General features: G+C 72.4%; 21 protein-coding genes and 1 tRNA gene. 7 read left to right on the forward strand and 15 right to left on the reverse strand.

Features of this window, described 5'->3' with window-relative positions; translation table 11 throughout:
• Positions 1-190 precede the first annotated feature (190 nt).
• Positions 191-265, reverse strand: a tRNA-Leu gene (locus ABD323_RS06980).
• 95 nt (positions 266-360) lie between these two features.
• Between ABD323_RS06980 and ABD323_RS06985 the strand changes: the two genes are divergently transcribed.
• Positions 361-1,011, forward strand: a complete 651-nt coding sequence (locus ABD323_RS06985; RefSeq protein ID WP_344440336.1) for an ANTAR domain-containing response regulator — start codon at positions 361-363, stop codon at positions 1,009-1,011.
• 66 nt (positions 1,012-1,077) lie between these two features.
• Here ABD323_RS06985 and ABD323_RS06990 read toward each other — a convergent pair whose 3' ends face one another.
• The 6 genes from ABD323_RS06990 to ABD323_RS07015 all read right to left on the reverse strand — a co-directional run bounded on the left by ABD323_RS06990 (position 1,078) and on the right by ABD323_RS07015 (position 7,956).
• Positions 1,078-1,797: an ABC transporter ATP-binding protein gene (locus ABD323_RS06990; protein WP_344440337.1), complete on the reverse strand. Its 720-nt coding sequence runs from the start codon at positions 1,795-1,797 to the stop codon at positions 1,078-1,080.
• Positions 1,794-2,783: an ABC transporter ATP-binding protein gene (locus ABD323_RS06995; RefSeq protein WP_344440338.1), complete on the reverse strand. Its 990-nt coding sequence runs from the start codon at positions 2,781-2,783 to the stop codon at positions 1,794-1,796. Before ABD323_RS06995 ends, ABD323_RS06990 begins: the two co-directional genes overlap by 4 nt.
• A gap of 2 nt (positions 2,784-2,785) precedes the next feature.
• The gene (locus ABD323_RS07000; protein WP_344440339.1) at positions 2,786-4,540 is read right to left on the reverse strand and encodes a branched-chain amino acid ABC transporter permease; all 1,755 of its coding nucleotides are present in this window, start codon (positions 4,538-4,540) and stop codon (positions 2,786-2,788) included.
• A 19-nt stretch (positions 4,541-4,559) separates the two neighbouring features.
• The gene (locus ABD323_RS07005; RefSeq protein ID WP_344440340.1) at positions 4,560-5,489 is read right to left on the reverse strand and encodes a branched-chain amino acid ABC transporter permease; all 930 of its coding nucleotides are present in this window, start codon (positions 5,487-5,489) and stop codon (positions 4,560-4,562) included.
• Between the two features lie 103 nt (positions 5,490-5,592).
• Positions 5,593-6,816, reverse strand: coding sequence for a branched-chain amino acid ABC transporter substrate-binding protein (locus ABD323_RS07010; RefSeq protein ID WP_344440341.1), 1,224 nt, complete (start codon positions 6,814-6,816; stop codon positions 5,593-5,595).
• A gap of 660 nt (positions 6,817-7,476) precedes the next feature.
• Entirely contained in the window at positions 7,477-7,956 is a 480-nt protein-coding gene (locus tag ABD323_RS07015) for a PaaI family thioesterase (RefSeq protein ID WP_344440342.1), read from the reverse strand.
• A 289-nt stretch (positions 7,957-8,245) separates the two neighbouring features.
• On the opposite strand from ABD323_RS07015, the gene polA reads away from it, so the two are divergent.
• A complete protein-coding gene (gene polA / locus ABD323_RS07020; protein WP_344440362.1) occupies positions 8,246-10,930 on the forward strand; it encodes a DNA polymerase I in 2,685 nt (894 codons plus the stop codon).
• Positions 10,931-11,003: 73 nt separating this feature from the next.
• Here polA and ABD323_RS07025 read toward each other — a convergent pair whose 3' ends face one another.
• The 3 genes from ABD323_RS07025 to ABD323_RS07035 are packed head-to-tail and all read right to left on the reverse strand — an operon-like array spanning position 11,004 to position 15,207.
• Positions 11,004-11,549: a Uma2 family endonuclease gene (locus ABD323_RS07025; protein WP_344440343.1), complete on the reverse strand. Its 546-nt coding sequence runs from the start codon at positions 11,547-11,549 to the stop codon at positions 11,004-11,006.
• A 54-nt stretch (positions 11,550-11,603) separates the two neighbouring features.
• Positions 11,604-14,165 (reverse strand): ATP-dependent helicase HrpB, encoded by a 2,562-nt coding sequence (gene hrpB / locus ABD323_RS07030; RefSeq protein ID WP_344440344.1) that lies wholly within the window; start codon positions 14,163-14,165, stop codon positions 11,604-11,606.
• 46 nt (positions 14,166-14,211) lie between these two features.
• Positions 14,212-15,207 (reverse strand): class I SAM-dependent methyltransferase, encoded by a 996-nt coding sequence (locus tag ABD323_RS07035; RefSeq protein ID WP_425555886.1) that lies wholly within the window; start codon positions 15,205-15,207, stop codon positions 14,212-14,214.
• Positions 15,208-15,533: 326 nt separating this feature from the next.
• Between ABD323_RS07035 and rpsA the strand changes: the two genes are divergently transcribed.
• On the forward strand, positions 15,534-17,024 hold the full coding sequence (rpsA, locus tag ABD323_RS07040) for a 30S ribosomal protein S1 (RefSeq protein WP_344440345.1): 1,491 nt from the start codon (positions 15,534-15,536) through the stop codon (positions 17,022-17,024).
• Between the two features lie 250 nt (positions 17,025-17,274).
• Positions 17,275-19,530, forward strand: a complete 2,256-nt coding sequence (locus tag ABD323_RS07045; RefSeq protein ID WP_344440346.1) for an MMPL family transporter — start codon at positions 17,275-17,277, stop codon at positions 19,528-19,530.
• Between the two features lie 42 nt (positions 19,531-19,572).
• On the opposite strand, the gene ABD323_RS07050 is transcribed toward ABD323_RS07045, so the two are convergent.
• Entirely contained in the window at positions 19,573-19,722 is a 150-nt protein-coding gene (locus tag ABD323_RS07050) for a hypothetical protein (RefSeq protein ID WP_344440347.1), read from the reverse strand.
• A gap of 108 nt (positions 19,723-19,830) precedes the next feature.
• On the reverse strand, positions 19,831-20,247 hold the full coding sequence (locus ABD323_RS07055; RefSeq protein ID WP_344440348.1) for a MarR family winged helix-turn-helix transcriptional regulator: 417 nt from the start codon (positions 20,245-20,247) through the stop codon (positions 19,831-19,833).
• A 61-nt stretch (positions 20,248-20,308) separates the two neighbouring features.
• On the opposite strand from ABD323_RS07055, the gene ABD323_RS07060 reads away from it, so the two are divergent.
• Together ABD323_RS07060 and coaE are read left to right on the forward strand one after the other, a co-directional pair.
• On the forward strand, positions 20,309-20,971 hold the full coding sequence (locus ABD323_RS07060; RefSeq protein WP_344440349.1) for an MBL fold metallo-hydrolase: 663 nt from the start codon (positions 20,309-20,311) through the stop codon (positions 20,969-20,971).
• A gap of 9 nt (positions 20,972-20,980) precedes the next feature.
• Positions 20,981-21,574, forward strand: coding sequence for a dephospho-CoA kinase (gene coaE, locus ABD323_RS07065; RefSeq protein ID WP_344440350.1), 594 nt, complete (start codon positions 20,981-20,983; stop codon positions 21,572-21,574).
• Here the strand turns inward: coaE and ABD323_RS07070 are convergent.
• From ABD323_RS07070 to soxR, 3 genes are read right to left on the reverse strand one after another with little or no spacing between them, the layout of a single operon-like run.
• Positions 21,537-21,947: a VOC family protein gene (locus ABD323_RS07070; RefSeq protein ID WP_344440351.1), complete on the reverse strand. Its 411-nt coding sequence runs from the start codon at positions 21,945-21,947 to the stop codon at positions 21,537-21,539. The two genes, coaE and ABD323_RS07070, sit on opposite strands and share 38 nt — an antisense overlap.
• 9 nt (positions 21,948-21,956) lie before the next feature.
• Positions 21,957-22,832, reverse strand: coding sequence for an SAM-dependent methyltransferase (locus ABD323_RS07075; RefSeq protein ID WP_344440352.1), 876 nt, complete (start codon positions 22,830-22,832; stop codon positions 21,957-21,959).
• A gap of 41 nt (positions 22,833-22,873) precedes the next feature.
• Positions 22,874-23,338, reverse strand: a complete 465-nt coding sequence (gene soxR / locus ABD323_RS07080; protein WP_344440353.1) for a redox-sensitive transcriptional activator SoxR — start codon at positions 23,336-23,338, stop codon at positions 22,874-22,876.
• A gap of 55 nt (positions 23,339-23,393) precedes the next feature.
• On the opposite strand from soxR, the gene ABD323_RS07085 reads away from it, so the two are divergent.
• Positions 23,394-24,074, forward strand: coding sequence for a transketolase (locus ABD323_RS07085; RefSeq protein WP_344440354.1), 681 nt, complete (start codon positions 23,394-23,396; stop codon positions 24,072-24,074).
• Positions 24,075-24,087 lie beyond the last annotated feature (13 nt).

Consider the following 24,087-nt stretch of genomic DNA (forward strand, 5'->3'; position numbering starts at 1 on the left):
CGCCGGGATCGGTGGGCACGTCGTTCCGGGCGAGGGCGAGGGCGTGGCGGCGGGTGGCCTGGTCGTACGCGGGGTCGAGATTCCGCCAGAAGATGACGGTATGGACTCGATGTCGGCGGTTTTCACCTGAAGGAATGAAGAAAGTCAGGTGCTCGACGCCTTGGGAATAGCCTTCAAAAGGAAGGAAAAGTGCCCCGAGTGGGACTCGAACCCACACTGTAAGGTGTTTGAGACCTTCGCCTGCTGCCAATTGGGCTATCGGGGCCTACATATCAAAGGCCCAAGATCGCCCCTGATGGAACCAACATACATGCTCTGGGTACCCTCGTGCATGCAGATCCCGCCGGAACGAGGAGTCCCGTGAGCACCGCCGATGAGCAGCCCCTGGCGCTTGAGACCGACTCGCCCCAGATCACCCGCATTGTCATCGCCGAGGACGAGGCGCTGATCCGCCTCGACCTCAAGGAGATGCTGGAGGAGGAGGGCTACACCGTCGTCGGGGAGGCCGGGGACGGGGAGACGGCGGTGAGGCTGGTCGAGGAGCTCAAGCCGGACCTGGCGATCCTGGACGTCAAGATGCCGATCCTGGACGGGCTCTCGGCCGCCGAGCGGATCCATGACGCGCACCTGGCCCCGGTGCTGATGCTGACCGCCTTCTCGCAGCGCGAGTTGGTGGACCGGGCCCGGGACGCCGGGGCGATGGCGTACATCGTCAAGCCGTTCTCCAAGAGCGACCTGGTGCCCGCGATCGAGATGGCGGTCTCGCGGTACACCGAGATGCGCACGCTCGAGGAGGAGATCGCCGACCTCACGCAGCGGCTGGAGACCCGCAAGCTGGTGGACCGGGCGAAGAGCGTGCTGCAGACGAAGTTCGGGCTGAACGAGCCCGCCGCCTTCCGCTGGATCCAGAAGACCTCGATGGACCGCCGGATGACGATGGCGGCCGTGGCCGAGGCCGTCATCGAGGAGGGCGTCGCGCAGGACAGGAAGAAGGCCGACGGCGCCGAGTAGCGCCCGACCCGGCCCGGGGTCGGACGAGGGCGTCCCCGGCCCCTGGTGCGTGCGCGTGCGCGCGGGTCAGTCCTCGCCGAGGTAGGACTTGCGCACCGACTCGTCGTTGAGCAGTTCGGCGCCGGTGCCCGTGAGCACGATCTGGCCGGTCTGCATGACGTAGCCGCGGTCGGAGAGCGAGAGCGCGGCCTGGGCGTTCTGCTCGACCAGCAGGATGGTGGTGCCGCCGCTCTTGAGCTCGATGATGGTCGCCATGATCTTCTGCATCATGATCGGCGACAGGCCCATGCTCGGCTCGTCGAGCATCAGCAGCTTGGGCCGGGACATCAGGGCCCGTCCCATCGCGAGCATCTGCTGCTCGCCGCCGGACAGCGTGCCGGCGGCCTGCTTGCGGCGCTCGCCGAGGATCGGGAAGAGCGTGTAGGCGCGCTCGACGTCCTCGGTGATGCCGGCCTGGTCCTTGCGCAGGAAGGCACCGAGCAGCAGGTTCTCCTCGATCGTCATGCGCGGGAAGATGTGCCGGCCCTCGGGGGAGTGGGCCAGGCCCAGCGCGACGATCTTGTGCGCGGGGACGGTGTCCAGGCGCTCCCCGTCGAAGGTGATGCTGCCGCTGGTGGGCCGCAGCAGGCCGGAGAGGGTGCGCAGGGTGGTGGTCTTGCCGGCGCCGTTGGTGCCGATCAGGGTGGTGACCTCGCCCCGGGCGACGCTGAAGCTGATGCCCTTGACGGCCTCGATCTTGCCGTAGGCGACGCGGAGGTCCTGGATCTCCAGGAGGGCGGTGCTCATTCCTCGGTCTCCGTGCTCTGCTCGTTCTCCGTGGCGGGATCCGACTCGTCGGCCGGCTCGGCAGCCTGCGCCGCATCCGGCTCGGCAGTCGGCTCGCCGGCCTGTGAGGCGGCCGCGGCCGGAGCCGTGGCCTCGTCCGGGGCCGGCGCGGGCGCCGGTACCGACGCCACCGCGGCCGGTGCGGCGCCCGCCTCGGGCGCGCTCTCCAGCGGCGCGCCCAGGTAGGCGGTGATGACGCGCTCGTCGCCCTGGACGGTCTCCCGGTCGCCCTCGACGATCTTCTGTCCCTGGACCAGCACGGCCGTGCGGTCGCAGAGGTTGAAGATGAAGCGCATGTCGTGCTCGATGACCAGGATGGCGATGCCGCGGTCCCGGATCGCGAAGACGAGTTCCTCGGCGGCCCGGGTCTCCTGCGGGTTCATGCCGGCGGTGGGCTCGTCGAGCAGCAGCAGGCCGGGCTCGCTGGCCAGCGCCCGGGCGATCTCCAGCTTGCGCTGCTCGCCGTAGGGCAGGTTGCGGGCCAGGTGGTCGGCCTTGGCGGCGAGTCCGGTGAACTCGAGCAGGGCCATCGCCTTCTCGCGGCTCTCGGCCTCGGCCCGCTGGTAGCCCGGGCCGCGGATCAGGGCGGAGAGCAGGCCCTCCTTGGTGCGGGTGTGCCGGCCGACCAGGACGTTCTCCAGCACGGTCATGTTGGCGAAGAGCCGGATGTTCTGGAAGGTGCGGGCGATGCCGGCCTGGGTGACCAGGTGGGGCTTGGGCGGCAGCACCCGGTCGCGGTACTTGACGGTGCCCTCGGTGGGCACGTAGAGGCCGGTGAGGCAGTTGAAGAAGGTGGTCTTGCCGGCGCCGTTGGGGCCGATCAGTCCGATGATCTCGCCGGTGCCGACCGTCAGGTCGACGTTGTTGACGGCGGTCAGGCCGCCGAACCGCATGGTGACGCCGCGGACCTCGAGGAGCGGCTGGGCGGTCGTGGTGGTGGTGCTCATGGTCACGCCCCTGCCTTGGTGAGGGTGATGGTGTCGGCGGGTCCGGCCTGTTCGGGCAGGTCGGCCTGGTGGAACTCCAGCTGCCGGCGCCGGTTGGCGACGATGCCCTCGGGGCGGAAGCGCATCAGCAGGATGAGCGCGACACCGAAGGCGAGCAGCTGGTAGTTCTGCAGGAACTCGAGCTTCTCGGGGATCAGGTAGAGCAGCGAGGCGCCGAGCAGCGGGCCGCTGACCGTGCCCATCCCGCCGAGCACCACGGCCGCCAGCAGGAAGGCGGAGTTGGGCGGGGTGGAGCCGGCGAAGACGTACGGGTTGGGCACCACGGTGTAGGTGACGTGGGCGCTGACCGTGCCGGCCAGTCCGGCCAGCGCCGCACCGAGGGCGAAGGCGGTGAGCTTGGTGCGGAAGCCGTTGATGCCCATCGCCTCGGCGGCCGTCTCGTCCTCGCGGATCGCGATCCAGGCGCGGCCGATGCGGGAGTTGCCGGCGCGGCTGAAGACGGCGATGACGATCAGGGTGACCAGCAGCATCAGGAAGAAGTAGTTGGCGAAGCGCCCGATGGTGAAGGAACCGATCGTGTGGGCGGTGCCGAGGCTGAACCCGAAGAGGCTGATGTCGGGGATGTTGGGGATGCCGTTGGGCCCGTTGGTGATGTTGGGGCCCGAGGTGCCGTCGAGGTTCTGCACGGTGAGGTGGAAGATCTCACCGAAGCCGATGGTGACGATGGCCAGGTAGTCGCCGCGCAGCCGCAGGGTGGGTGCGCCGATCAGCACACCGAAGATCATCGAGACCCCGGCGCCGATCAGGGCCGCCGCCCAGAAGGGCACCTCGGCGTGGTGGAAGGGGGAGTAGGCCGAGCCGGAGATCAATGCGGCCGTGTAGGCGCCCACGCCCAGGAAGGCGACGTAGCCGAGGTCGAGCAGGCCGGTGAGGCCGACCACGATGTTGAGGCCCAGCGCGACGGTGGCGAAGATCAGGATGTTGACGCCGACGTTGGCGTTGTGGTCGTCGCTCTGGGTCAGCGGGAAGAGCGCGGCCGCGGCGAAGGCGGCGGCCATCGCGAACGGGCGCTGGCGCGTGAGCAGCGCCGAGGTCCGCTCGAAGAGACCGGACTTGAGGTGGGCGGCGGCGCCGAAGCCCAGGGTGATCAGGAAGCCCTCGAAGAGCTCGCCGTAGCTGGTCTCGATGGCGTAGGTGAACAGGAACAGGCCGAACGCGGCGATCGCGGTGACCTGCAGCCGCTCGCGCCAGGCCGGCAGTGCGTCGGCGGGGGTGGCGGCGTGCTGGTCGGCGGGCAGCGCCAGCGCGCCGTAGAGGGCGGGCAGGACGGCGAACGCCGCGACCCAGCCGCCGGCGGTGAGGTTGGCCAGGCCCCCGAGTTCGACCGCGATCGCGCCGAGGGTGAACCAACTGGTGGCCAGCGCGCCCAGCGCCAGGCGGCGCAGCGCGATGGTGTGGCCGTGCGGGCCCAGGCCCCCCAGGCCGCGCACGCCGTGGGCGCTCAGGCTCTGCAGCAGGAGCAGCAGGCCGGCGGTGACGGTGAGCCACTGCAGGCCGCCGGGGTAGCCGTTGACGGTGAGGTCGCCGGGGAAGTCGGCGGTCCAGGTCCAGGAGAGGAAGGCCGAGGCGATGGTGAGGACGGCGCCGCCGGCGGTCAGGGCGCGGGCCACGGGGGCGGTCACGGTGCCCTCGAGCTTGCCGAGTGCGGCGGCGGCCGCGCGGCGCAGGGCCAGGGTGGTGAGCGGGGTGGTGGTCATCTCTGGTTCTCCTTCGGCCTCAGGCCCGGTCCGCGACGCGTTCGCCGAGTAGTCCCTGCGGTCGCAGCAGCAGGACCAGGATGAGCAGCACGAAGGCCCAGACGTTGGCCCAGCCCTGGCCGCCGAGCTGGTGCATGCCGGGGACGTCGGCGATGTAGGCGGTGGCGAGGGCCTCGGTGAGGCCGAGCACCAGGCCGCCGAGCATGGCGCCGTAGATGTTGCCGATGCCGCCCAGGACCGCGGCGGTGAAGGCCTTGAGTCCGGCCTGGAAGCCCATGCTGTAGTCGACCTGGCCGTAGCGCAGGCCGTAGCAGACGGCGGCGACGGCGGCGAACAGGGCGCCGATGCCGAAGGCGGTGGCGATGATCCGGTTGGTGTCGATGCCCATCAGCTGGGCGGTGTCCGGGTCCTGCGCGGTGGCCTGCATGGCGCGGCCGGTGCGGGACTTCTGGACGAACAGCGCCAGGATCACCATGCAGATCGGGGCGGCGATGACGGTGAAGAGGTCACCGGACTGGATCTGGATGCTGCCCAGGTGCCAGGGCCCGCTGGGGATCTGCGGGAAGACCCGGGGGCTGGTGGCCTGCGGGTAGAGGTTGTGCACGGCCTGCTGCAGGGCCAGCGAGAGTCCGATGGCGGCGATCAGCGGCGCGAGCCGTGGGGCGTTGCGCAGCGGCCGGTAGGCGAAGCGTTCGGCGCCCAGGGCTATCAGGACCGAGACGAGGGCGCCGCCGAGCAGCATCAGCGGCAGGGCGAGCCAGAGGCTGGTACCGCTGGGCAGGGCGAGGTAGACGGTGAGTGCGCCGAATCCTCCGGTCATGAAGATCTCGCCGTGGGCGAAGTTGATGAGCTGCACGATGCCGTAGACCATCGTGTAGCCGATGGCGATGAGCCCGTAGGTCGAGCCTAGGAACAGGCCGTTGGCGAGTTGTTGCGGCAGGGTGTGCACCGCAGCCTCCATGTCGCTTGGAGAGTGGCGTCTCGTGGGGTGGGGGACGCGGGGCCGCCGGCGCGGAGTGTGCGCGGCGGCCCCGGTGGAGTTCGGGGTGGGGTCAGCCGATGGTGCCGGTCTTGACGGAGGCCCACTTGCCGTCCTTGACCTGGTACACGGTCAGCTGCTTGTTGGTGGTGTCACCGAAGTCGTCGAAGGAGACGTGGCCGGCGATGCCGTCGAAGTCGGCCTTCTGGACGCCCTCGACGACCTTGGCGCGGGCGTCGCTGGGGACCTTGCCGCCGTTGGCGCTGACCACGTTGCCGATCGACTTGATGATGGCGGTGGCGGCGTCGTAGGAGTAACCGCCGTAGGTGCCGTAGTCACCGGGGTAGCCGGCGGCCTTGTACTTGGCGATGAAGTCCTTGGCGCTGTCCAGGGTGTCGACCGGGACGCCGACGGAGGTGGCCAGGTCGCCCTCGGTGCCGGTGCCGCCGGTGGAGATGTAGCTGGCGGAGAAGATGCCGTCGCCGCCGAACAGGGCGATGTTGTCGCCGGCCGCCTTGAGCTGCTTGCTGAGCAGCGAGGCCTCGTCGTACTGGCCGCCGTAGTAGAGCAGGTCGGCGCCGGAGGACTTGATCTTGGTGACCAGGGTGGAGAAGTCCTTGTCACCGGTGTTGACGTGGTCGGTGCCGACGACCGCGCCGCCGCCCTTGGTGAAGGAGTCCTTGAAGATGCCGGCCAGGCCCGCGCCGTAGGTCTGCTTGTCGTCGACGATGAAGGCGCTCTTCTTGCCGGCGGTGGCGGCGTACTGGGCGGCGAAGGCACCCTGCAGCGCGTCGGTGGTGGCGGTGCGGAAGTAGGTCTTGAAGCCGCGGGTCTTGGTGCCGCTGGCCCAGTTGGGGCCCTGGGTGAGCGCGGGGTTGGTGTTCGAGGGGGAGATCTCGACCAGGTTCGCGGTCGCGAAGACCTGCTGCATCGAGCCGGCCACACCGGAGTTGAGCGGGCCCACGACGCCCAGCACGCTGGAGTCGGCGACGAGCGCGGTGGCGTTCTGCTGGCCGGTGGCGGGCTGCGCCTGGTCGTCCAGGGCCTTGACCTTGAAGGTGACGCCGGGAACGGTGTGGTTCTTGTTGGCGTCGTCGACGGCGATCTGCACGCCGTACTGGATGCCGAGCCCGGTGGCCGAGTTCTGGCCGGAGAGCGGCGCGTCGACGGCGATCGTGACGGTGGTGCCGCCGGCCGCGTCGCCACCGGACTTGCTGGTGCCGCGCGAGCCGCAGGCGGTCACGGTGAGGGCTCCGGTGAGGGCGATGCTGAGGACGAGCAGTGAACGGTTACGCACGAGGGTCCCCTTCAGGTCGGAGGCAGCGGCCGGGGTGGCCGGCTGCCGGGTCGCGCGCTGGGGCCTGCCCGATCTGGTGAGCCCGATCCGGTGGCGCGGTGACTGGCGGTGACTCTAGAGCGCTTGGGGCGACTCTGGCAGGGGTGTGCTCTTGCTGTGATTCTCTTGTTATGAGCACCGCATTCCAGCGTCTCGCATGCTGGGCAACGGTCAGTTCAATGAAGGGTTTTGCTCATGTCGGCGCGGCGCTTGGCCCGGTAAAAGCGGGGGAACGGGGAGTTGGCAGCGGATCTGTCCGCTGAGCGGACGCGAGTGACCGGCGCAGTGGCCCCGGTCGCACACGTTCGGAATTCGGACACCGAGCGGGCTGACGTGCGGTCAGCAGCGGTTTCCCGAGGGGGCCGAGGGGGAATTGGGCCGCCTGGTAGATGGCAGCAATATTACCTAGCGTTACAACCGGAGTGCATCGCTCCGAATCGGCCGGCGGGCCGTGCCCGGGCTTCGGCGGCGGGGCGGGTACGCGGACGCCCCCTGCGTTCGGCCAGGCACCTGCCCAGTCGGGGCCGTGGTCAAACGAGGGGGCGTGCAACGCGCCTGACGGAGCGTCAACGGAGTGCGGCGGCCACCCGGTGCGGCCGGCCGGGGGCCCGGCGGGGCCGGCTACAGGTCGCGCAGCGCGCAGGTCAGCCGGCAGCTGGTGATCCGCCGGCCGGTGTCGTCGGTGATCGCGATCTCGTAGGTGGCGGCGGTGCGGCCCTTGAAGACCGCGGTGGCCACGCCGGTGACCAGGCCGGAGGTGGCCGAGCGGTGGTGCGTGACGTTGAGGTCGACGCCGACCGCGTACCGGCCGGGCCCCGCGTGCAGCATCGCCCCGATCGAGCCCAGCGTCTCGGCGAGCGCGGCCGAGGCGCCGCCGTGCAGCAGGCCGTACGGCTGCTGGTTGCCCTCGACCGGCATGGTCCCCACCACCCGGTCGCCGGACGCCTCGACGACCCGGATGCCGAGCCGGTCGCCGAGGTGGCCGCCGGAGAAGGTGGAGGCGTCCACGCCGAGCTTGGCGAAGTGGTCCAGGACGTCCTGCGGCACGTCGAGCACGGGCGCCGGCGCGGTGGCGGCCTCGGTGGGGGTCGGCTCGGTCATGCGAAGTCATCTCCTGCTGGTCGGGGGCGGGCCGTTGAGGGAGGGCCTTTTCGTGATCGTACGACTGACGGGTAGCTCAGTGCGGGCGGGGTGGCCGGGCGGTTTGCGGCGCGGCGTCCGTTCTCGGCGGTGTTGTCACCGTTGTCGGTGGTCCTGTCGGTGCGGGGGCCTAGGATCGGGGACGGCAGTTGCAGTTGGAGTCGGCAGGAACGGACACGTGGACGTGGCTACGCAGAGTGCGGTGCAAGGTGCGCAGAGCGGCAGTGCGGCGGGGGCGCGCCCCCGGCTGATGCTGCTCGACGGCCATTCCCTGGCGTACCGGGCGTTCTACGCCCTGCCGGTGGAGAACTTCAACACCTCCACCGGGCAGCCGACCAACGCGGTCTACGGCTTCGCCTCGATGGTCTCCAACACCGTGCGCGACGAGGCGCCGACCCACCTGGCGGTGGCCTTCGACGTCTCGCGCAAGACCTTCCGCTCCGAGGAGTTCCCCGACTACAAGGCCAACCGGGCCAAGACGCCGGACGAGTTCAAGAGCCAGATCGGCCTGATCGGCGAGCTGCTGGACGCCATGCGGGTGCCGCGGATGGCGCTGGAGGGCTTCGAGGCGGACGACATCATCGCCACCCTGGCCACCGCCGCGGCCGCCGACGGCTTCGAGGTGCTGATCGTCACCGGCGACCGGGACGCGCTGCAACTGGTCAGCGAGCACGTCACGGTCCTCTACCCGACCAAGGGCGTCTCCGAGCTGACCCGCTACACCCCCGAGAAGGTCGCCGAGAAGTACGGCGTGACGCCCCGTCAGTACCCGGACCTGGCCGCGCTGCGCGGCGACCCGTCCGACAACCTGCCCGGTATCCCCGGGGTGGGCGAGAAGACCGCCGCGAAGTGGGTCAACCAGTTCGGCTCCTTCGACGAGCTGGTCTCCCGGGCCGACGAGGTCAAGGGCAAGATCGGCGAGAAGCTGCGCGAGCACCTCGACTCGGTCAAGCGCAACCGGATCCTCACCGAGCTGGTCCGCGACGTCGAACTGCCGCTGGGGGTGGCCGACCTGGCCCGCGTCCCGTTCGACCGGGAGGCGGTGGGCCAGCTGATGGAGACGCTGGAGTTCCGCAACCCCAACTTCCGCGACCGGGTCTTCGGCCTGGACGTCGGCGCCGCCGAGCAGGCCGAGCAGGTCGCCGCCGCGCCCGGCGTCGAGGTGGCCGGCGACCTGCTCACCGAGCCCGGCGCGCTGGCCCACTGGCTGACCGCGCACGCCGGTGGCGCCGAGCCGGTGGCCCTGGCCGCCGTCTACAGCTGGGCGCAGGGCAGCGGCTCGGTGCAGGAGGTGGCGCTGGCCACCGCCACCGAGGCGGCCTGGTTCGACCCCGCCCAGCTCGCCGAGCAGGACGAGCGCGCGCTGGCCGGCTGGCTGGCCGACGCCCAGCGGCCCAAGGCGCTGCACATCGCCAAGCAGGTGATGCGGGCCTTCGCCGAGCAGGGCTGGACGGTGGCCGGCGTGGTCGCCGACACCGCGCTCGCCGCCTACCTGGAGAAGCCCGGCCGGCGCACCTTCACCCTGGAGGTGCTCGCCGAGGAGTACCTGCACCGCTCGCTGGCCCCGGCGGCCGCCGCCGAGAGCGGTCAGCTCTCCTTCGACGCCCCGGAGGAGGACTCCACCGCCGGCGCCCGGGCACTGATGGTGCAGGCGCGCACCGTGCTCGACCTGGCCGAGCTCTTCGAGGGCCGGCTCGTCGAGGTCGGCGCGGTCGAGCTGATGCACGGGATGGAGCTGCCGATCGCGGCGCTGCTGGCCCGCATGGAGCGCACCGGCATCGCCGCCGACCGCGAGTGGCTGGACGGCCTGGAGAAGCAGTTCGCCGCCGAGATCCAGCGGGTGGTGGAGGAGGCGCACGCCGCCGCCGGGCGCCCCTTCAACCTGGGCTCGCCCAAGCAGCTGCAGGAGATCCTCTTCGGTGAGCTGAACCTGCCCAAGACCAAGAAGATCAAGACCGGTTACACCACCGACGCCGACGCGCTGACCTGGCTGGCCACCCAGACCGACAACGAGCTGCCGGTCGTGCTGCTGCGCCACCGCGACCAGGCCAAGTTGCGCACCACGGTCGAGGGCCTGCTCAAGACGGTCTCCCCGCAGGGCCGGATCCACACCACCTTCAACCAGATGGTCGCCGCCACCGGCCGGCTCTCCTCGCAGGACCCGAACCTGCAGAACATCCCGGTCCGCACCGAGGAGGGACGCCTGATCCGGCGCGCCTTCGTGGTCGGCGAGGGCTACGAGTCGCTGCTCACCGCGGACTACTCGCAGATCGAGCTGCGGATCATGGCCCACCTCTCCGAGGACGCGGCGCTGATCGACGCCTTCGCCACCGGCGAGGACCTGCACACCACGGTGGCCTCCTCGGTCTTCGGGGTGGAGCCGGGCGCGGTCGACGCCGAGATGCGCCGCAAGATCAAGGCGATGTCCTACGGCCTGGCCTACGGGCTCTCCGCCTTCGGGCTCTCCCAGCAGCTCGGCATCAAGCCCGCCGAGGCGCAGGGCCTGATGGACACCTACTTCGAGCGGTTCGGCGGCATCCGCGAGTACCTGCACCGGGTGGTCGAGGAGGCCCGTGCCACGGGCTACACCGAGACCCTGCTGGGCCGGCGCCGCTACCTGCCCGACCTCACCAGCGACAACCGCCAGCGCCGCGAGATGGCCGAGCGGATGGCGCTCAACGCCCCGGTCCAGGGCTCGGCCGCGGACATCGTCAAGCTCGCGATGCTGCGGGTGGACGAGGAGTTGACCCGCGCCGGCGTCCGTTCGCGGATGCTGCTCCAGGTGCACGACGAGATCGTGCTGGAGCTGGCCCCCGGCGAGCGCGAGCAGGTCGAGGAGATCGTGCGCACCCAGATGGCCGGCGCCTACGACCTGCGCGCCCCGCTGGACGTCTCGGTCGGGGTGGGCCCCAACTGGGAGGCGGCGGCGCACTGACGCCCGCGAAGTGGAAGGAGGGGTGGCCCGGCGCGCGGTGCGCCGGGCCACTTCCTTTCGCGTGCGGGGGAGCTCAGTAGGGGAGCAGGCCGCTGGTGTCGAGGACGAAGGAGAACGGCGCGGGGATGTGGATCGTCTCCCCGAAGTCGGCGTCCTCCCGGGCCCGGTAGCGACCGTTCTCCGGTTCGCTGAGCAGCGTCACGCTCTTCCGGCCGGGGTCGACGATCAGGTACGCGGGGATGCCCATCAGCGGGTAGTCGCGGACCTTGCCGGTCCAGTCGTTCTCCGGGTTCGAAGGAGAGACGATCTCCACGGCGATCAGTGCCAGGTCGGCCGGAATCGAGCTCTCCGTGGTCGCCATGGCGTCCTCGGGGAGATAGGTCAGGTCGGGGTTGCGCAGTATGCCGACGGCCGGTGAGGAGAGGTCGGAGTTCCCCGAGAGCAGGTAGCCCTGGGGCGCGTGGGCCTCGAACTGGCGCTGGACGAGGGCGAGGTTGCGCTGGTGGATACCCGAGGGGGACGCCTGCATGATGATCACCTCGCCGGAGAACTCGACCTTGATGTTCTTCGGTGCGATCCTGCGGGCTTCCTCGATCAGTTCGAGGTGGTGCGCGTACATCTGCCCTCCCAGGGAGCCTCGCCCCAGCCTAGACGCCCGACGGGCAGCGCCCCGTCACCTGCGCGGGTTGAGGCGGCGGGTGGGTTCGGCGGTGGTGGGGTCCTCGGGCCAGGGGTGGCGGGGGTAGCGGCCGCGCAGGTCGGCGCGGACCGCGCGGTAGCCCTCGCGCCAGAAGGAGGCCAGGTCGCCGGTGACGGCGGCCGGGCGGCCGGCGGGGGAGAGCAGCTGGATGGTGAGCGGGACCCGGCCGCCGGCGAGCGCGGGGGCGGCGCTCCAACCGAAGAGCTCCTGGAGCTTGACGGCCAGCACCGGGCGCTGGTCGCTGTAGTCGACGCGCACGCGCGAGCCGCTGGGCACGGTGATCCGCTCGGGCGCCAGTTCGTCCAGGCGGCCGGCCTGGCCGCCGGCCCAGGGGAGCAGGCGCTGCAGGGCGGCGGCGGTGTCGATGCGTTCCAGGTGGGCGCGGCGCCGGGCCCGGCCCAGTTCCGGCTCCAGCCACTGCTCGGCGCCCTCCAGCAGCGCCCGGTCGCCGACGTCGGGCCAGGGGTCACCGAGTGCGTGGTGCAGGAAGGCCAGGCGGGCGCGGAGCGAGGTGGCGTGCTCGGACCAGCGCAGCACGTCGCCGACGCCCTCGCGGGCCAGCCCCTCCAGCAGGGCGGCGCGCACCAGTGCGGGGTCGGGTGAGGGCAGCGGCACGGCGTCGAGTTCGAGGGCGCCCAGGGAGCGGACCCGGCGGGCCGCCAGGTCGCCGCGCCGGCTGCCGGGGGGCGTCGCCCAGTGCACCTCGTCGCGGGTGGTCAGCAGGTGCGCGGCCGCTTGCAGAGCAGTGCTCTCGTCGATGATCACCGCTCTGCGCACGCGCGCGGAGGCCGCCCCCGCCGGCCGGTCGGCCACCGCGATCGCCAGCCAGTGGGCACCAGACAGCGGGGAGCCGGCGGCGGTGTCGGCGGCCGTCCCGGAGGCCATCAGGTAGGCCGCCGCCGCGCCCGGCTCGCGGGTGGCGGCCGCCTCCCGGGCCCGGGCCACCCGCACCGGCTTGGCGAGCGCGGCCAGCAGGCCGGCCGACGCGGCGTCGGCGAGCGCGGTGACCGGCGTGTCCACGTGCGCGCGCAACCGCCGCGTCTCCTCGCGCCAGCGCCCGGCGTACGGATCACTCCCGCCGCCCCCGCCGCGCACCGAGCGCCACACCGCGACCAGGTCGTCGCCCAGTGCCCGCGGCGGCTCCTCCGAGAGCAGCGCGACGATCTCCGCGGCCCGCCGCGCCCCCACCGCCGGCGCGCCGTCCAGCAGCGCGCGGGCGAGGCGCGGGTGCAGCCCGGTGCGGGCCAGCCGCCGGCCGCGCTCGGTGACCCGCCCGTCGTCGGGCACCACCGCGCCGAGCGCGGCGAGCGTGCGCCGGGCGGCGGCCATCGCCCCGGCGGGCGGCGGGTCGGGCAGCGCGAGGGTGTGCGCGTCCGGATCGCCCCAGCAGGCGGTCTGCAGGGCGAACGGGGTCAGGTCCGCCAGCGCGATCTCGGGGGCCGGGAAGCGCGGCGCCCGGGCGTCCTCCACCTCCGCCCAGCAGCGGTAGGCGACCCCCGGTGCCTCGCGCCCGGCCCGCCCGGCGCGCTGGCGTCCGGCGGCCAGCGAGGCGCGCACCGTCACCAGGCCGGCCAGCCCGCGCGCGTGGTCGGTGCGCGGCTCGCGGGCCAGCCCGCAGTCCACCACGATCCGCACCCCCGGCACGGTCAGCGAGGACTCCGCCACCGAGGTCGCCAGGATCACCCGCCGGCGCTCTCCCGCGCTCAGCGCCGCGTCCTGCACGGCGGCGGCGGCCTGCCCGTGCAGGTGCAGCACGTCGGTGCCGGCCAGCGGGCCGAGCAGGGCGCTCACCCGGGCGATCTCGCCCACGCCCGGCAGGAAGCAGAGCAGGTCGCCGTCCTGTTCGGCCAGCGCCCGGCGGACCACCCCCGCCACGTGCTCCAGCAGTGCCGGGTCGGTGCGGGTCCCCTGCGGGGGGCGCACCGCGCGGGCGGGGGGCGCCCAGCGGATCTCGACGGGGTGCGCGGTGCCGTGCGCCTCGACGACCTCGGCCGGCCCGTGCGCGTCGCCCAGCAGGTCGGCCCAGGCGGCGGTGTCGGAGGTCGCGGAGGCGCAGAGCAGCCGCAGCTCGGGGCGGAGCGCGGCGCGCACGTCCAGCAGGAAGGCGAGCGCGGTGTCGGCGTCCAGGTGCCGCTCGTGGCACTCGTCGAGCAGCACCGCGTCCACCCCCGGCAGCTCCTGGTCGCGTTGCAGGCGTTGCAGCAGCACCCCGGTGGTGACCACCTCGACCACGGTGCGCGGGCCCACCGTCCGCTCCCCGCGCACGGTGTGCCCGACCCGGCCGCCGGACTGCTCGCCCAGCAGCCAGGCCATCCGCCGCGAGGCGGCGCGCACCGCGAGCCGGCGCGGCTCGGCGACCAGCACCCGGCGCGGCGCCGCCCCGTCGTCCAGCAGTCCGGCCAGCGCGAGCGGCACCAGGGTGGTCTTGCCGGTGCCGGGCGGGGCCGCGAGCACGGCGACCCCCCGCTCGTCGAGGGCGCGCCGCAGGGCGGGCAGGGCGGAGCGGACCGGGAGGTCGAGCCAGGCGGGGTTCACCCCAGCAGTATCGGTCCGGCGGTACGGGTTGCGGATCAGTGCCGGATCAGTCCCGCCGGGTCACGAAGATCGCGGTGCCCGGCAGGTGCCGGCCGCGCAGCGGGCTCCAGCCGCCCCAGGACTGCTCGAGCTCCTCGGGCCACAGCGGCTCGACCAGGTCCAGCAGCCGGAAGCCCGCCCCGGTCAGCTCGCGCACCCGGTCGCCCAGGGTGCGGTGGTGCTCGACGTAGGTGGCCCGCCCCTGCTCGTCCTGCTCGACGTAGGGGGTGCGGTCGAAGTAGGAGGAGGTGGCGGTCAGCCCCTCCTCGCCCGGCTCGTCGGGGAAGGCCCAGCGGATCGGGTGGGTGACCGAGAAGACCCAGCGCCCGCCGGGCCGCAGCACCCGGTGCACCTCGCGCATCAGTTCGGCGGTGTCCGCGCTGAACGGCACCGCGCCGTACGCCGAGCAGGCCAGGTCGAAGGCGCCGTCCGCGAAGGGCAGCACGGCCGCGTCCGCCTGCACCAGCGCCACCAGCGGCCCGCCGCGCTCCTCGTCGATGCGCCGGGCGTGCTGGAGCTGGCGGTGCGAGATGTCGAGGGCGACCGGGCGGGCCCCGCGGGCGGCCAGCCAGCGCGAGCACTGGGCGGCGCCGGCGCCGACCTCCAGCACGTCCAGGCCACTGAGGGCGGCGGGGTCGCCGAGCAGGCGGGCGTCCGCCTCGTCCAGGCCCTCGGGGCACCAGGTGAAGCGGTCGTCGCCGAGGAAGGCGCCGTGCTCGTCCTGGTAGTCGTCGGCGTTGCGGTCCCACCAGTGCCGACTGGCCCGGCTGGTCTCGTCGGCCGCGGCCTCGCGGCGCAGGGCGAGGTCCTCGTCGGCCTCCTCGGCCTCCTCGACCCAGTCGGCGCCCGGTCCGTCGGCCCACTGGCCCGGGGGGGTGTCCACGGTCATAATGCGCCTCGCGTAAGGTAGGGGATGCGGAAAGCGCCGCTGCGTGGAACCGCCCCTCACGGGGTCGGGATCAGGCGGTGGCATCCGGGGAGCCGGGCCCCTGGCGGCTGCCACTCCGCACGTCGACCGTTCGGTCGCGTGAGGTGCGCAGCTGTGAGGATATGGCCTGATCTGTACCGCCCTGCACGGTCTCGTCGTCTTCGGCGTTGACCGTTCCTGGCTGTCCCCGTATGCTACAAGTTGCGCTGCGGGCCTGCGCGCCTCGGACGGAGCAGGTCGCGCTCGCATCTGTCGAAGACCCCATGGTCGCAAGACGGACACCTTCTGGTCATCCGGAATGGTGGGCCGTGTTCTTGGCTGTCCGGCTTTCGGTGGGAGCGACACGGGCCCCCGCGTGGCATTACCTACGACTTCATGTCCGTACCGGAGCCCTTTTCCTAATGACGAGCCCCACCGACACCTCTGTCAGCACCACCCCGCAGGTTGCGGTCAACGACATCGGCGACGCGGAAGCATTCCTCGCGGCGATCGACGAGACCATCAAGTACTTCAACGATGGCGACATCGTTGAGGGCATCATCGTGAAGGTCGACCGTGACGAGGTGCTCCTCGACATCGGTTACAAGACCGAGGGTGTCATCCCCTCCCGCGAGCTCTCGATCAAGCACGACGTTGACCCGCACGAGGTCGTCAAGGTCGGCGACGAGATCGAGGCCCTGGTTCTCCAGAAGGAGGACAAGGAGGGTCGTCTGATCCTGTCCAAGAAGCGCGCGCAGTACGAGCGCGCCTGGGGCACGATCGAGAAGATCAAGGAAGAGGACGGGATCGTCACCGGTACCGTCATCGAGGTCGTCAAGGGTGGTCTCATCCTCGACATCGGCCTGCGTGGCTTCCTGCCGGCGTCCCTGGTCGAGATGCGTCGTGTCCGCGACCTCCAGCCCTACGTGGGCAAGGAGCTCGAGGCCAAGATCATCGAGCTGGACAAGAACCGCAACAACGTGGTCCTGTCCCGCCGTGCCTGGCTGGAGCAGACCCAGAGCGAGGTCCGCCAGACCTTCCTCACCACCCTGCAGAAGGGTCAGGTGCGCTCCGGCGTCGTCTCCTCGATCGTCAACTTCGGTGCCTTCGTGGACCTGGGCGGCGTCGACGGCCTCGTGCACGTCTCCGAGCTGTCCTGGAAGCACATCGACCACCCGTCCGAGGTTGTCGAGGTCGGCCAGGAGGTCACCGTCGAGGTTCTCGACGTGGACATGGACCGCGAGCGCGTCTCCCTGTCGCTGAAGGCGACCCAGGAGGACCCGTGGCAGCAGTTCGCCCGGACGCACCAGATCGGCCAGGTCGTTCCCGGTAAGGTCACCAAGCTCGTTCCGTTCGGTGCGTTCGTGCGCGTCGACGAGGGCATCGAGGGCCTGGTCCACATCTCCGAGCTGGCCGAGCGCCACGTGGAGATCCCGGAGCAGGTCGTCCAGGTCGGCGACGAGATCTTCGTCAAGGTCATCGACATCGACCTCGAGCGCCGCCGCATCAGCCTCTCGCTGAAGCAGGCCAACGAGTCCCTCGGTGCCGACCCGGCCTCGGTCGAGTTCGACCCGACCCTGTACGGCATGGCCGCCTCGTACGACGACGCGGGCAACTACATCTACCCCGAGGGCTTCGACCCCGAGGCCAACGACTGGCTCGAGGGCTTCGAGAAGCAGCGCGAGGCGTGGGAGGCCCAGTACGCCGAGGCGCAGAGCCGCTTCGAGCAGCACCAGGCCCAGGTCATCAAGAGCCGCGAGGCCGACGCCGAGGCCGCTGCCGAGAGTGGCGAGGCCACGGCCGCCGCTGCCGGTGGCTCCTACTCGTCCTCCAGCGACGAGGGCTCCGGCGCTCTCGCCTCGGACGAGGCGCTGGCCGCACTGCGCGAGAAGCTGGCCGGCGGCCAGAGCTGATCGCGTCGGTCGCACCCCGGTGCGACTGAGCTGAGCTGAGCTCGATGGGGCCCCCACCCGGGTGACCGGGTGGGGGCCCTGTGTCATGCCGCGGGGAGGTTCCCGGGCCGGGGGTTGGACGGTGTGACAAGAGGCTCATCAGCAACCTATGGGTCTTTTCGGACAGAACGCCTAGCGTGGAACAAGTTGCCCGTCGGGCTCCCCCGCCCCGTACGCAAGGCAGTTCCGCTTGATGCGTCGCACCAGTGCAGTGACTTCCCCCGCCGCCCCCGGCAAGCTCGCCGCGCTCGGTCGCGCCTGCTTCCGGCACCGGCGTTGGGTGCTGGCCTTCTGGGTGGCCGTGCTCGCGCTCGGCGTGCTGATCGGCGGCCGGGTCTTCGAGGGCTCGGTGGCCGGCACCTCCTCCGGGGGCTACGAGTCCGCCCGCGGCACGGCCGCGGTCGCCGCCGCGGACCCCTCGGCCGGCCGGGTCAGCGCCGTGGTGGACGGCGCGCCGGTGGACACCCCCGCCGTGCGCGAGGCCGTCACCGCCACCGTCCACGACCTGGCCGCGCTGCCCGGCGTGCTCTCGGTCGCCGACGCCTACCAGCCGGGAGCCGCGAGCCAGGCGCTGCGCGCGGCCGACGGCCGGGCGAGCCTGATCGACGTACGGATGGCGGACGCGAGCACCGCCGGGCAGCAGGACGCCGTCGCGCAGCGGCTGGCGGCGCTGCAGGCGCCGGGCGCGCACGTCACGGTCGGCGGCGACCTGGTGCTGCAGCAGGAGGTCAAGGACCAGACCCAGTCCGACACCAAGTTCGGCGAGCTGGTCACCCTGCCGCTCACCCTGATCGTGATGGTGCTGGTCTTCGGCGGCCTGGCGGCCGCCAGCCTGCCGGTGATCGGGGCGGTGGCCTCGGTCGGCGGGGCCCTGCTGGCGATGTTCGGTTTCAGCCATCTGATGGACATCGACACCAGCGTGCTGCCGATCGCCACCGTGCTGGGCCTGGGCCTGTCGATCGACTACGCGCTGCTGATGGTGAACCGTTTCCGCGAGGAACGCGGCGCGGGCGCCGAGATCGCGGCGGCCGTCGAGCGCACGGCGGCGACCGCCGGTCGCACGGTGGCCTTCTCCGGCCTGACCGTGGCGGTCGCGCTCAGCGGCCTGTTCGTCTTCAGCAGTCCGGTCTTCCGGGCGGTGGCCGCCGCCGGGGTCAGTGTCGTGGTGATCGCGGTGCTCGCCGCGCTCACCCTGATCCCCGCGCTGCTCGGCTTCGCCGGGCACCGGATCAAGCCGCCCAAGAAGGCCGAGCCGGACGAGGGCTTCTTCGCCCGGACGGTGCGCCGGGTGCAGCGCCGCGCGGTGCCGGTCGCGCTGATCTGCGTGGCCCTGCTGACCGCCGCCGGCGCGCCGTTCATCAGCGCCCAGATGCGCAACTCCGGCGCCTCGGTGCTGCCGGTCTCCTCCGCCGGCCGGCAGGTCGCCGACACCGTGCAGCAGCGCTTCCCGCTGGCGGCCGAGGCTCCGGTGACGGTGGTGGTCAAGGCCGGCGCGCCGGCGGCGCAGGCGTACGCGGACACCGTGGTCGCCCACCTGCCGGGGGTCTCGGGGGTGCGCGCGGTGCAGCCGGTCGGCCCGCAGCTGAGCACCGTCGAGGTACTGGTGCAGGGCGATCCGCAGGGCGGGGCGGCCAAGCAGGTGGTGCACGAGCTGCGCGAGCACCGCGGCGGCCTGAGCACGTACGTCACCGGCGGGGCGGCCAGCGTGGTCGACTTCCAGCACGAGCTCGGCTCGCGCGGGCCGTGGGCGCTGGGGCTGGTGGCGCTGGGCACGCTGGTGCTGCTCTTCCTGATGACCGGCTCGGTGGTGATGCCGGTCAAGGCCCTGCTGATGAACCTGCTCTCGCTCGGCTGCTCGCTGGGCGCGCTGACACTGGTCTTCCAGCACGGCTGGTTCAGCGGGCTGCTGGGCTTCACCCCCACCGGCGGGCTGGAGACGTTCATCCCGGTGCTGGTCTTCGCCTTCGCGTTCGGGCTCTCGATGGACTACGAGGTCTTCCTGCTGGCGCGGATCAAGGAGCTGCGGGACCAGGGCTACGGCTGCCAGGAGGCGGTGCAGCTGGGTCTGCAACGCAGCGGTCGGATCATCACCTCGGCCGCGCTGCTGATGGTGATCGTCTTCGCCGGCTTCGCGGCCGGGCAGATGCTGATGGTCAAGCAGATGGGCATCGCGCTGGCGGTGGCCGTGGCGGTGGACGCCACCCTGGTGCGCTGCCTGCTGGTGCCCGCCACGATGTCGTTCTTCGGGGAGTTCAACTGGTGGGCGCCGGCCCCGCTGCGCCGGCTCTACGCCCGGTTCGGGCTGCGCGAGCACGTGGCGCTGCCGCCGCTGGTGGAGCCGGCGGCCGGGGCGGACGTGGAGCCGACGGACGGGGAGCCGGAGCCCGCGGCCCTGCTACCGGGCCAGCGCGCCCCGGAGCCGGCGCCGGTGGCGCTGCCGGCGTCGGTGGAGCTGGTCGGCAGCTGACCTCGGCCGGGTCAGCTGCCGTGGTCGCCCCCGGTCAGCGGGTCACTCGCCGTTGACGCACGCGTTGCCGAAGCCGGCGTTCAGCGCGCCGCCCAGGTTGGCGGAGTCACAGGCGGCGGCGGCGCCGGCCCCGGCGATGATCAGACCGCAGAGCGCGGCGGCGACGAGCAGGGTGTTGCGCAGGGAGGTCACGCGGGGTCCTTAGCGGTCGAGCGGGCTGGTGCAGGGGGTGGGTGCGCGGTTGGTGCGCTGGTTGGTGCGTCCTGCACAACGCGTCGGCGTGCGGAAAGTGACTGGCGTTCAGCTGATCCGGCGCAGGAGGTCGACGGCCTCGCGCAGTGTCCGCCGCTCCCGCTCGGTGAGTTCGCGCTCGATGGCGGCCGCCAGCCACTGCTCGCGGCGCAGGCGCTGCTCGTGCAGTGCGGCGGTGCCCGCCTCGGTGGCGTGCAGCACCAGCTTGCGCCCGTCGGTGGGGTGGGGTTCCTGGCGCACCAGGCCGGCCTCGGTCAGCAGGGTCACCGTCCGGGCCATCGACTGGTGACGCACCCGCTGGCGGGCGGCGAGTTCGGCGGTGGTGTGCGGGCCCTCGCGGACCAGCCAGCCCAGCGCGCCGGCCTGGCTCTGCGGCAGCACCGACTCGGCGCGCACGTGCCGCACCAGCTCACCGAGGGTGCTGCGCAGGTCGGCGGCGAGCTGGAGCGGGTCGAGGGAGTCCATGGGGGAACTCTACCGAAAAACTCTCCAGCAAAACTGTGCAGTCTTGCTGTACGGTTTTCCCATGCGACTGACCAAGTTCGGACATGCCTGCGTTCGCGTCGAGCACGACGGCGCCACCCTGGTGATCGACCCCGGCCTCTTCACCGAGCCGGCGGCCGTCGAGGGCGCCGACGCCCTGCTGATCACCCACGAGCACTTCGACCACGTCACCGAGGACCAGGTGCGCGCCGCGCTGGCCGCCAACCCGGGCCTGCGGATCTGGACCAACACGGCGGTGGCCGCCCAGCTGTCCGGGCTCGGCGCCGCGGTCACCGTGGTCGGCGAGGGCGACGCCTTCGAGGTCGGCGGGATCGACGTCACGGTGCACGGCGAGTGGCACGCGGTGATCCACCCCGACGTGCCCCGGGTGCGCAACATCGGCTTCCTGCTGGACGGCGGGCGCCTCTTCCACCCCGGCGACGCGCTGACCCTGCCCGGGCGCCCGGTGGAGACCCTGCTGCTGCCGCTGGCCGCCCCGTGGAACAAGACCGGCGAGCTGATCGACTACGTGCGCGAGCTGCGGCCCGCCCGGGCGCTGGGCGTCCACGAGGCGGTGCTCAGTGAGGTCGGGCTGGGGATCGGCACGCACCTGCTGGGCGCCAACGGCCCCGGCATCGGCGCGCCGTACAGCTACCTGCCCTCCGGGGGCACCCTGGAGCTGACCGGTGGCCCGGGCCCCGAGTAGTCTGCCGCCATGCGGAAGATCGGACTGACGGGTGGCATCGGCGCGGGCAAGAGCGCGGTGGCGCAGCTGCTCGTCTCCTACGGCGCGGTCCTGGTCGACTCCGACGCGATCGCGCGTGAGGTGGTCGCGCCGGGCACCGAGGGGCTGGCCGCCGTGCTCGCCGAGTTCGGCCCCGAGGTGCTCGCGGCCGACGGCACGCTGGACCGCCCGGCGCTGGGCGCGGTGGTCTTCAACGACCCCGAGCGGCTGCGGGCGCTGAACGCGATCGTGCACCCGCTGGTGCGGGCCCGCTCCGCCGAGCTGGAGGCGGCCGCCGCCGCGGACGCGGTGGTGGTGCACGACGTCCCATTGCTGGCCGAGAACGGGCTGGCCCCGCTCTACGAGCAGGTGATCGTGGTGGACGCCGACGAGGAGGTCCGCCTGGAGCGCCTGGTGCGGCTGCGCGGCATGGCCGAGGCCGAGGCGCGCGCGCGGATGGCCGCCCAGGCCACCCGTGAGCAGCGGCTGGCGGTGGCCGACCTGGTGGTGGAGAACAACGGCACGCCGCAGGAGCTGGAGCAGCGGGTCAGGCAGGCGTGGGAGCACCTGACGACGGCTCGATGAGGTCCCAGCGGTTGCCGTAGAGGTCTTCGAAGACGGCGACCGTGCCGTACGGCTCGTGCCGCGGCTCCTCCACGAAGTGCACCCCGGCCGCCACCATCCGGCGGTGGTCGCCGGCGAAGTCCTCGGTCTGCAGGAACCAGCCCACCCGCCCGCCGGTCTGGTCGCCGATCCGGGCCTGCTGCTCGGGGCGGCCGGGCCGGGCCAGCAGCAGGCCGCCGCCCGGGCCCGCGCCGCGCGGGGCGACCACCACCCAGCGCCCGCCGTCCGCGCGGGGGCTGTCCTCGCGCAGCTCGAAGCCGAGCGCACCGGTGTAGAAGGCGATCGCCTCGTCGTAGTCGCGGACCAGCAGGGCGGTGAGGGTGATCATCGACATGGCGTCAGGCTACGGCTTGCGGGCGACCGCCGCCCAGATGGCGACCTGCGGGTCGGTGTCGGCCGGCGGCTGGTCGGGGCGCCACTGGGCGGCGGTGACCAGGCCCGGCTCCAGCAGTTCGAGGCCCTCGACGAAGCGCGCCACCTCGTCCTTGCCGCGCAGCGTCAGCTGGGCGGAGGCGGCGCGGTAGATCGCCGGGCCGCGGCCGCCCTCGCCCTGCGCGGCGAAGTCGGCGGTGGCGTGCGACAGGGCCAGGTAGCTGCCCGCGGGCAGCGCGTCCAGCAGCTCGCGCACCAGGGCGTACGGGTCGTCCGCGTCGTCGATGAAGTGCAGGACGGCGAAGAGCAGCAGGGCGACCGGCTCGCCCGGCTCCAGCAGCCGCTGGATCGTCGGGTCGGCCAGCACCACCTTGGGTTCGCGCAGGTCGGCCCGGATCACGGTGGTGCGCCCGGGCGCGGTGCCGGCGAGCAGCGCGCGGCTGTGCACCAGGACGATCGGGTCGTTGTCCAGGTAGGCCACCTCGGCGTCGGGGTGGACCCGCTGGGCTATCTCGTGGGTGTTGCCGGCGGTGGGGATCCCGGTGCCGATGTCGATGAATCTCTTCACGCCCAGCTCGGACAGCCGCTGCACCGCGCGCTGCAGGAAGGCCCGGTTGGCCCGCGCGCTGATCCGCACCAGCGGGCCCAGCGCCAGCACCTTCTCGGCCGCCTCGCGGTCGGCCGGGAAGTTGTCCTTGCCGCCCAGGTAGTAGTCGTACATCCGGGCCGGGTGCGGGATCTCCGGGTGCAGTTCGGCGGGCGGCGGGGTGTCGTCGCTCCACGACATCCAGCTGCGATCGCCGGCGGGCCAGACCTGGTCGTCGGCTGTCGACTGATCGTCGGTCATCTGTTCGCTCCCCCGGGGCGGTTGGCGTGTCCTGGGAGATCCTAGGGTGTCCGGGGCCGCTGGGGCAGGAGCTTTCGGGCACCGGGGCCCTCGACGCCCTGGACGTCGCCGGGGTTGTAGAGCGCGCACTTGGCCAGCGAGAGGCAGCCGCAGCCGATGCAGCCGGTCAGCCGGGTGCGCAGGCGCTCCAGGTCGGCGATCTGCTCGTCGATCCGGGACTGCCAGGAGAGCGCCACCGTGCTCCACTGGGCGGCGGTGGGGGAGCGGTCCACCGGCAGCTCGGCGAGCGCGGCCTGCACCTCCTCCAGCGACAGGCCCACCTGCTGGGCGGCCCGGACGAAGGCCAACCGGCGCAGTGTCTGGCGGGAGTAGCGGCGCTGGCCGCCGCCGGTGCGCTCGGCGTGGATCAGGCCGAGCCCCTCGTAGTAGCGCAGCGCGGAGTGGGCCAGGCCGCTGCGGGTGGCGAGCTCGCCGATCGTCAGGCGGTCGTGCGGGGAGGCGGTCACCCGGTGATCATACCGGCTTGACCTCAAGTCGGCTTGAGGTTGCAGGGTTGTCCCCATGACCACGACCTACGCGCAGCTGCCCGCGCTGATGGGCCGCATGACCGGCGCCGAGAAGCACGGCCCGGCGGCCACCTCGACCCTCGACGCCCTGTGGGTGCTCTACGACCGGGTGCTGCGGATCGACCCGGCCGAGCCCCAGGCGCCGGACCGCGACCGCTTCCTGCTCTCCAAGGGCCACGGCCCGATGGCCTACTACGCGATCCTGGCCGCCAAGGGCTTCCTGCCCGCCGAGTGGCTGGACGACTTCGGCGGCTACCACTCGCCGCTGGGCCACCACCCGGACCGGCTGCTGCTGCCGGGTGTCGAGATCGGCTCCGGCTCGCTGGGGCACGGCCTGCCGCTGGCGGTCGGCACCGCGCTGGGCCTGCGCGCCCGGGGCCTGCGCGAGCCGGCCGTCTGGACGCTGCTGGGCGACGCGGAGTTCGACGAGGGCAGCAACCACGAGGCGCTCGCCCTGGCCGGATCGGTGGGCCTGGAGCGGCTGCACGCCGTGGTGATCGACAACTCCTCCGCCACGCACGGCTGGTCGGGGGGCATCGCGGGCCGCTTCGAGGCGGCCGGCTGGTCGGCGCTGAGCGTCGACGGCCACGACCACGCCGCGCTGTACGAGGCGTTCACCGCCGCGCACCCGGGCCGCCCGCACGCGGTCGTCGCCCGCGTCGAGCCCAAGAACTAGACCACGTTCAGGA

Source organism: Kitasatospora nipponensis, assembly GCF_039528135.1.
Lineage (GTDB): Bacteria > Actinomycetota > Actinomycetes > Streptomycetales > Streptomycetaceae > Kitasatospora > Kitasatospora nipponensis.

Bases quoted from the DNA above. Each gene is read 5' to 3' on its own strand.
- polA (WP_344440362.1), top strand. From the start codon at position 8,246: ATGCTGCTCGACGGCCATTCCCTGGCGTACCGGGCGTTCTACGCCCTG.
- ABD323_RS07070 (WP_344440351.1), bottom strand. From the start codon at position 21,947: ATGTCGATGATCACCCTCACCGCCCTGCTGGTCCGCGACTACGACGAG.
- ABD323_RS07075 (WP_344440352.1), bottom strand. From the start codon at position 22,832: ATGACCGACGATCAGTCGACAGCCGACGACCAGGTCTGGCCCGCCGGC.
- ABD323_RS07015 (WP_344440342.1), bottom strand. From the start codon at position 7,956: ATGACCGAGCCGACCCCCACCGAGGCCGCCACCGCGCCGGCGCCCGTG.
- ABD323_RS06995 (WP_344440338.1), bottom strand. From the start codon at position 2,783: ATGAGCACCACCACCACGACCGCCCAGCCGCTCCTCGAGGTCCGCGGC.
- rpsA (WP_344440345.1), top strand. From the start codon at position 15,534: ATGACGAGCCCCACCGACACCTCTGTCAGCACCACCCCGCAGGTTGCG.
- ABD323_RS06990 (WP_344440337.1), bottom strand. From the start codon at position 1,797: ATGAGCACCGCCCTCCTGGAGATCCAGGACCTCCGCGTCGCCTACGGC.
- ABD323_RS07000 (WP_344440339.1), bottom strand. From the start codon at position 4,540: ATGACCACCACCCCGCTCACCACCCTGGCCCTGCGCCGCGCGGCCGCC.
- ABD323_RS07025 (WP_344440343.1), bottom strand. From the start codon at position 11,549: ATGTACGCGCACCACCTCGAACTGATCGAGGAAGCCCGCAGGATCGCA.
- ABD323_RS07060 (WP_344440349.1), top strand. From the start codon at position 20,309: ATGCGACTGACCAAGTTCGGACATGCCTGCGTTCGCGTCGAGCACGAC.
- ABD323_RS07085 (WP_344440354.1), top strand. From the start codon at position 23,394: ATGACCACGACCTACGCGCAGCTGCCCGCGCTGATGGGCCGCATGACC.
- coaE (WP_344440350.1), top strand. From the start codon at position 20,981: ATGCGGAAGATCGGACTGACGGGTGGCATCGGCGCGGGCAAGAGCGCG.
- ABD323_RS07055 (WP_344440348.1), bottom strand. From the start codon at position 20,247: ATGGACTCCCTCGACCCGCTCCAGCTCGCCGCCGACCTGCGCAGCACC.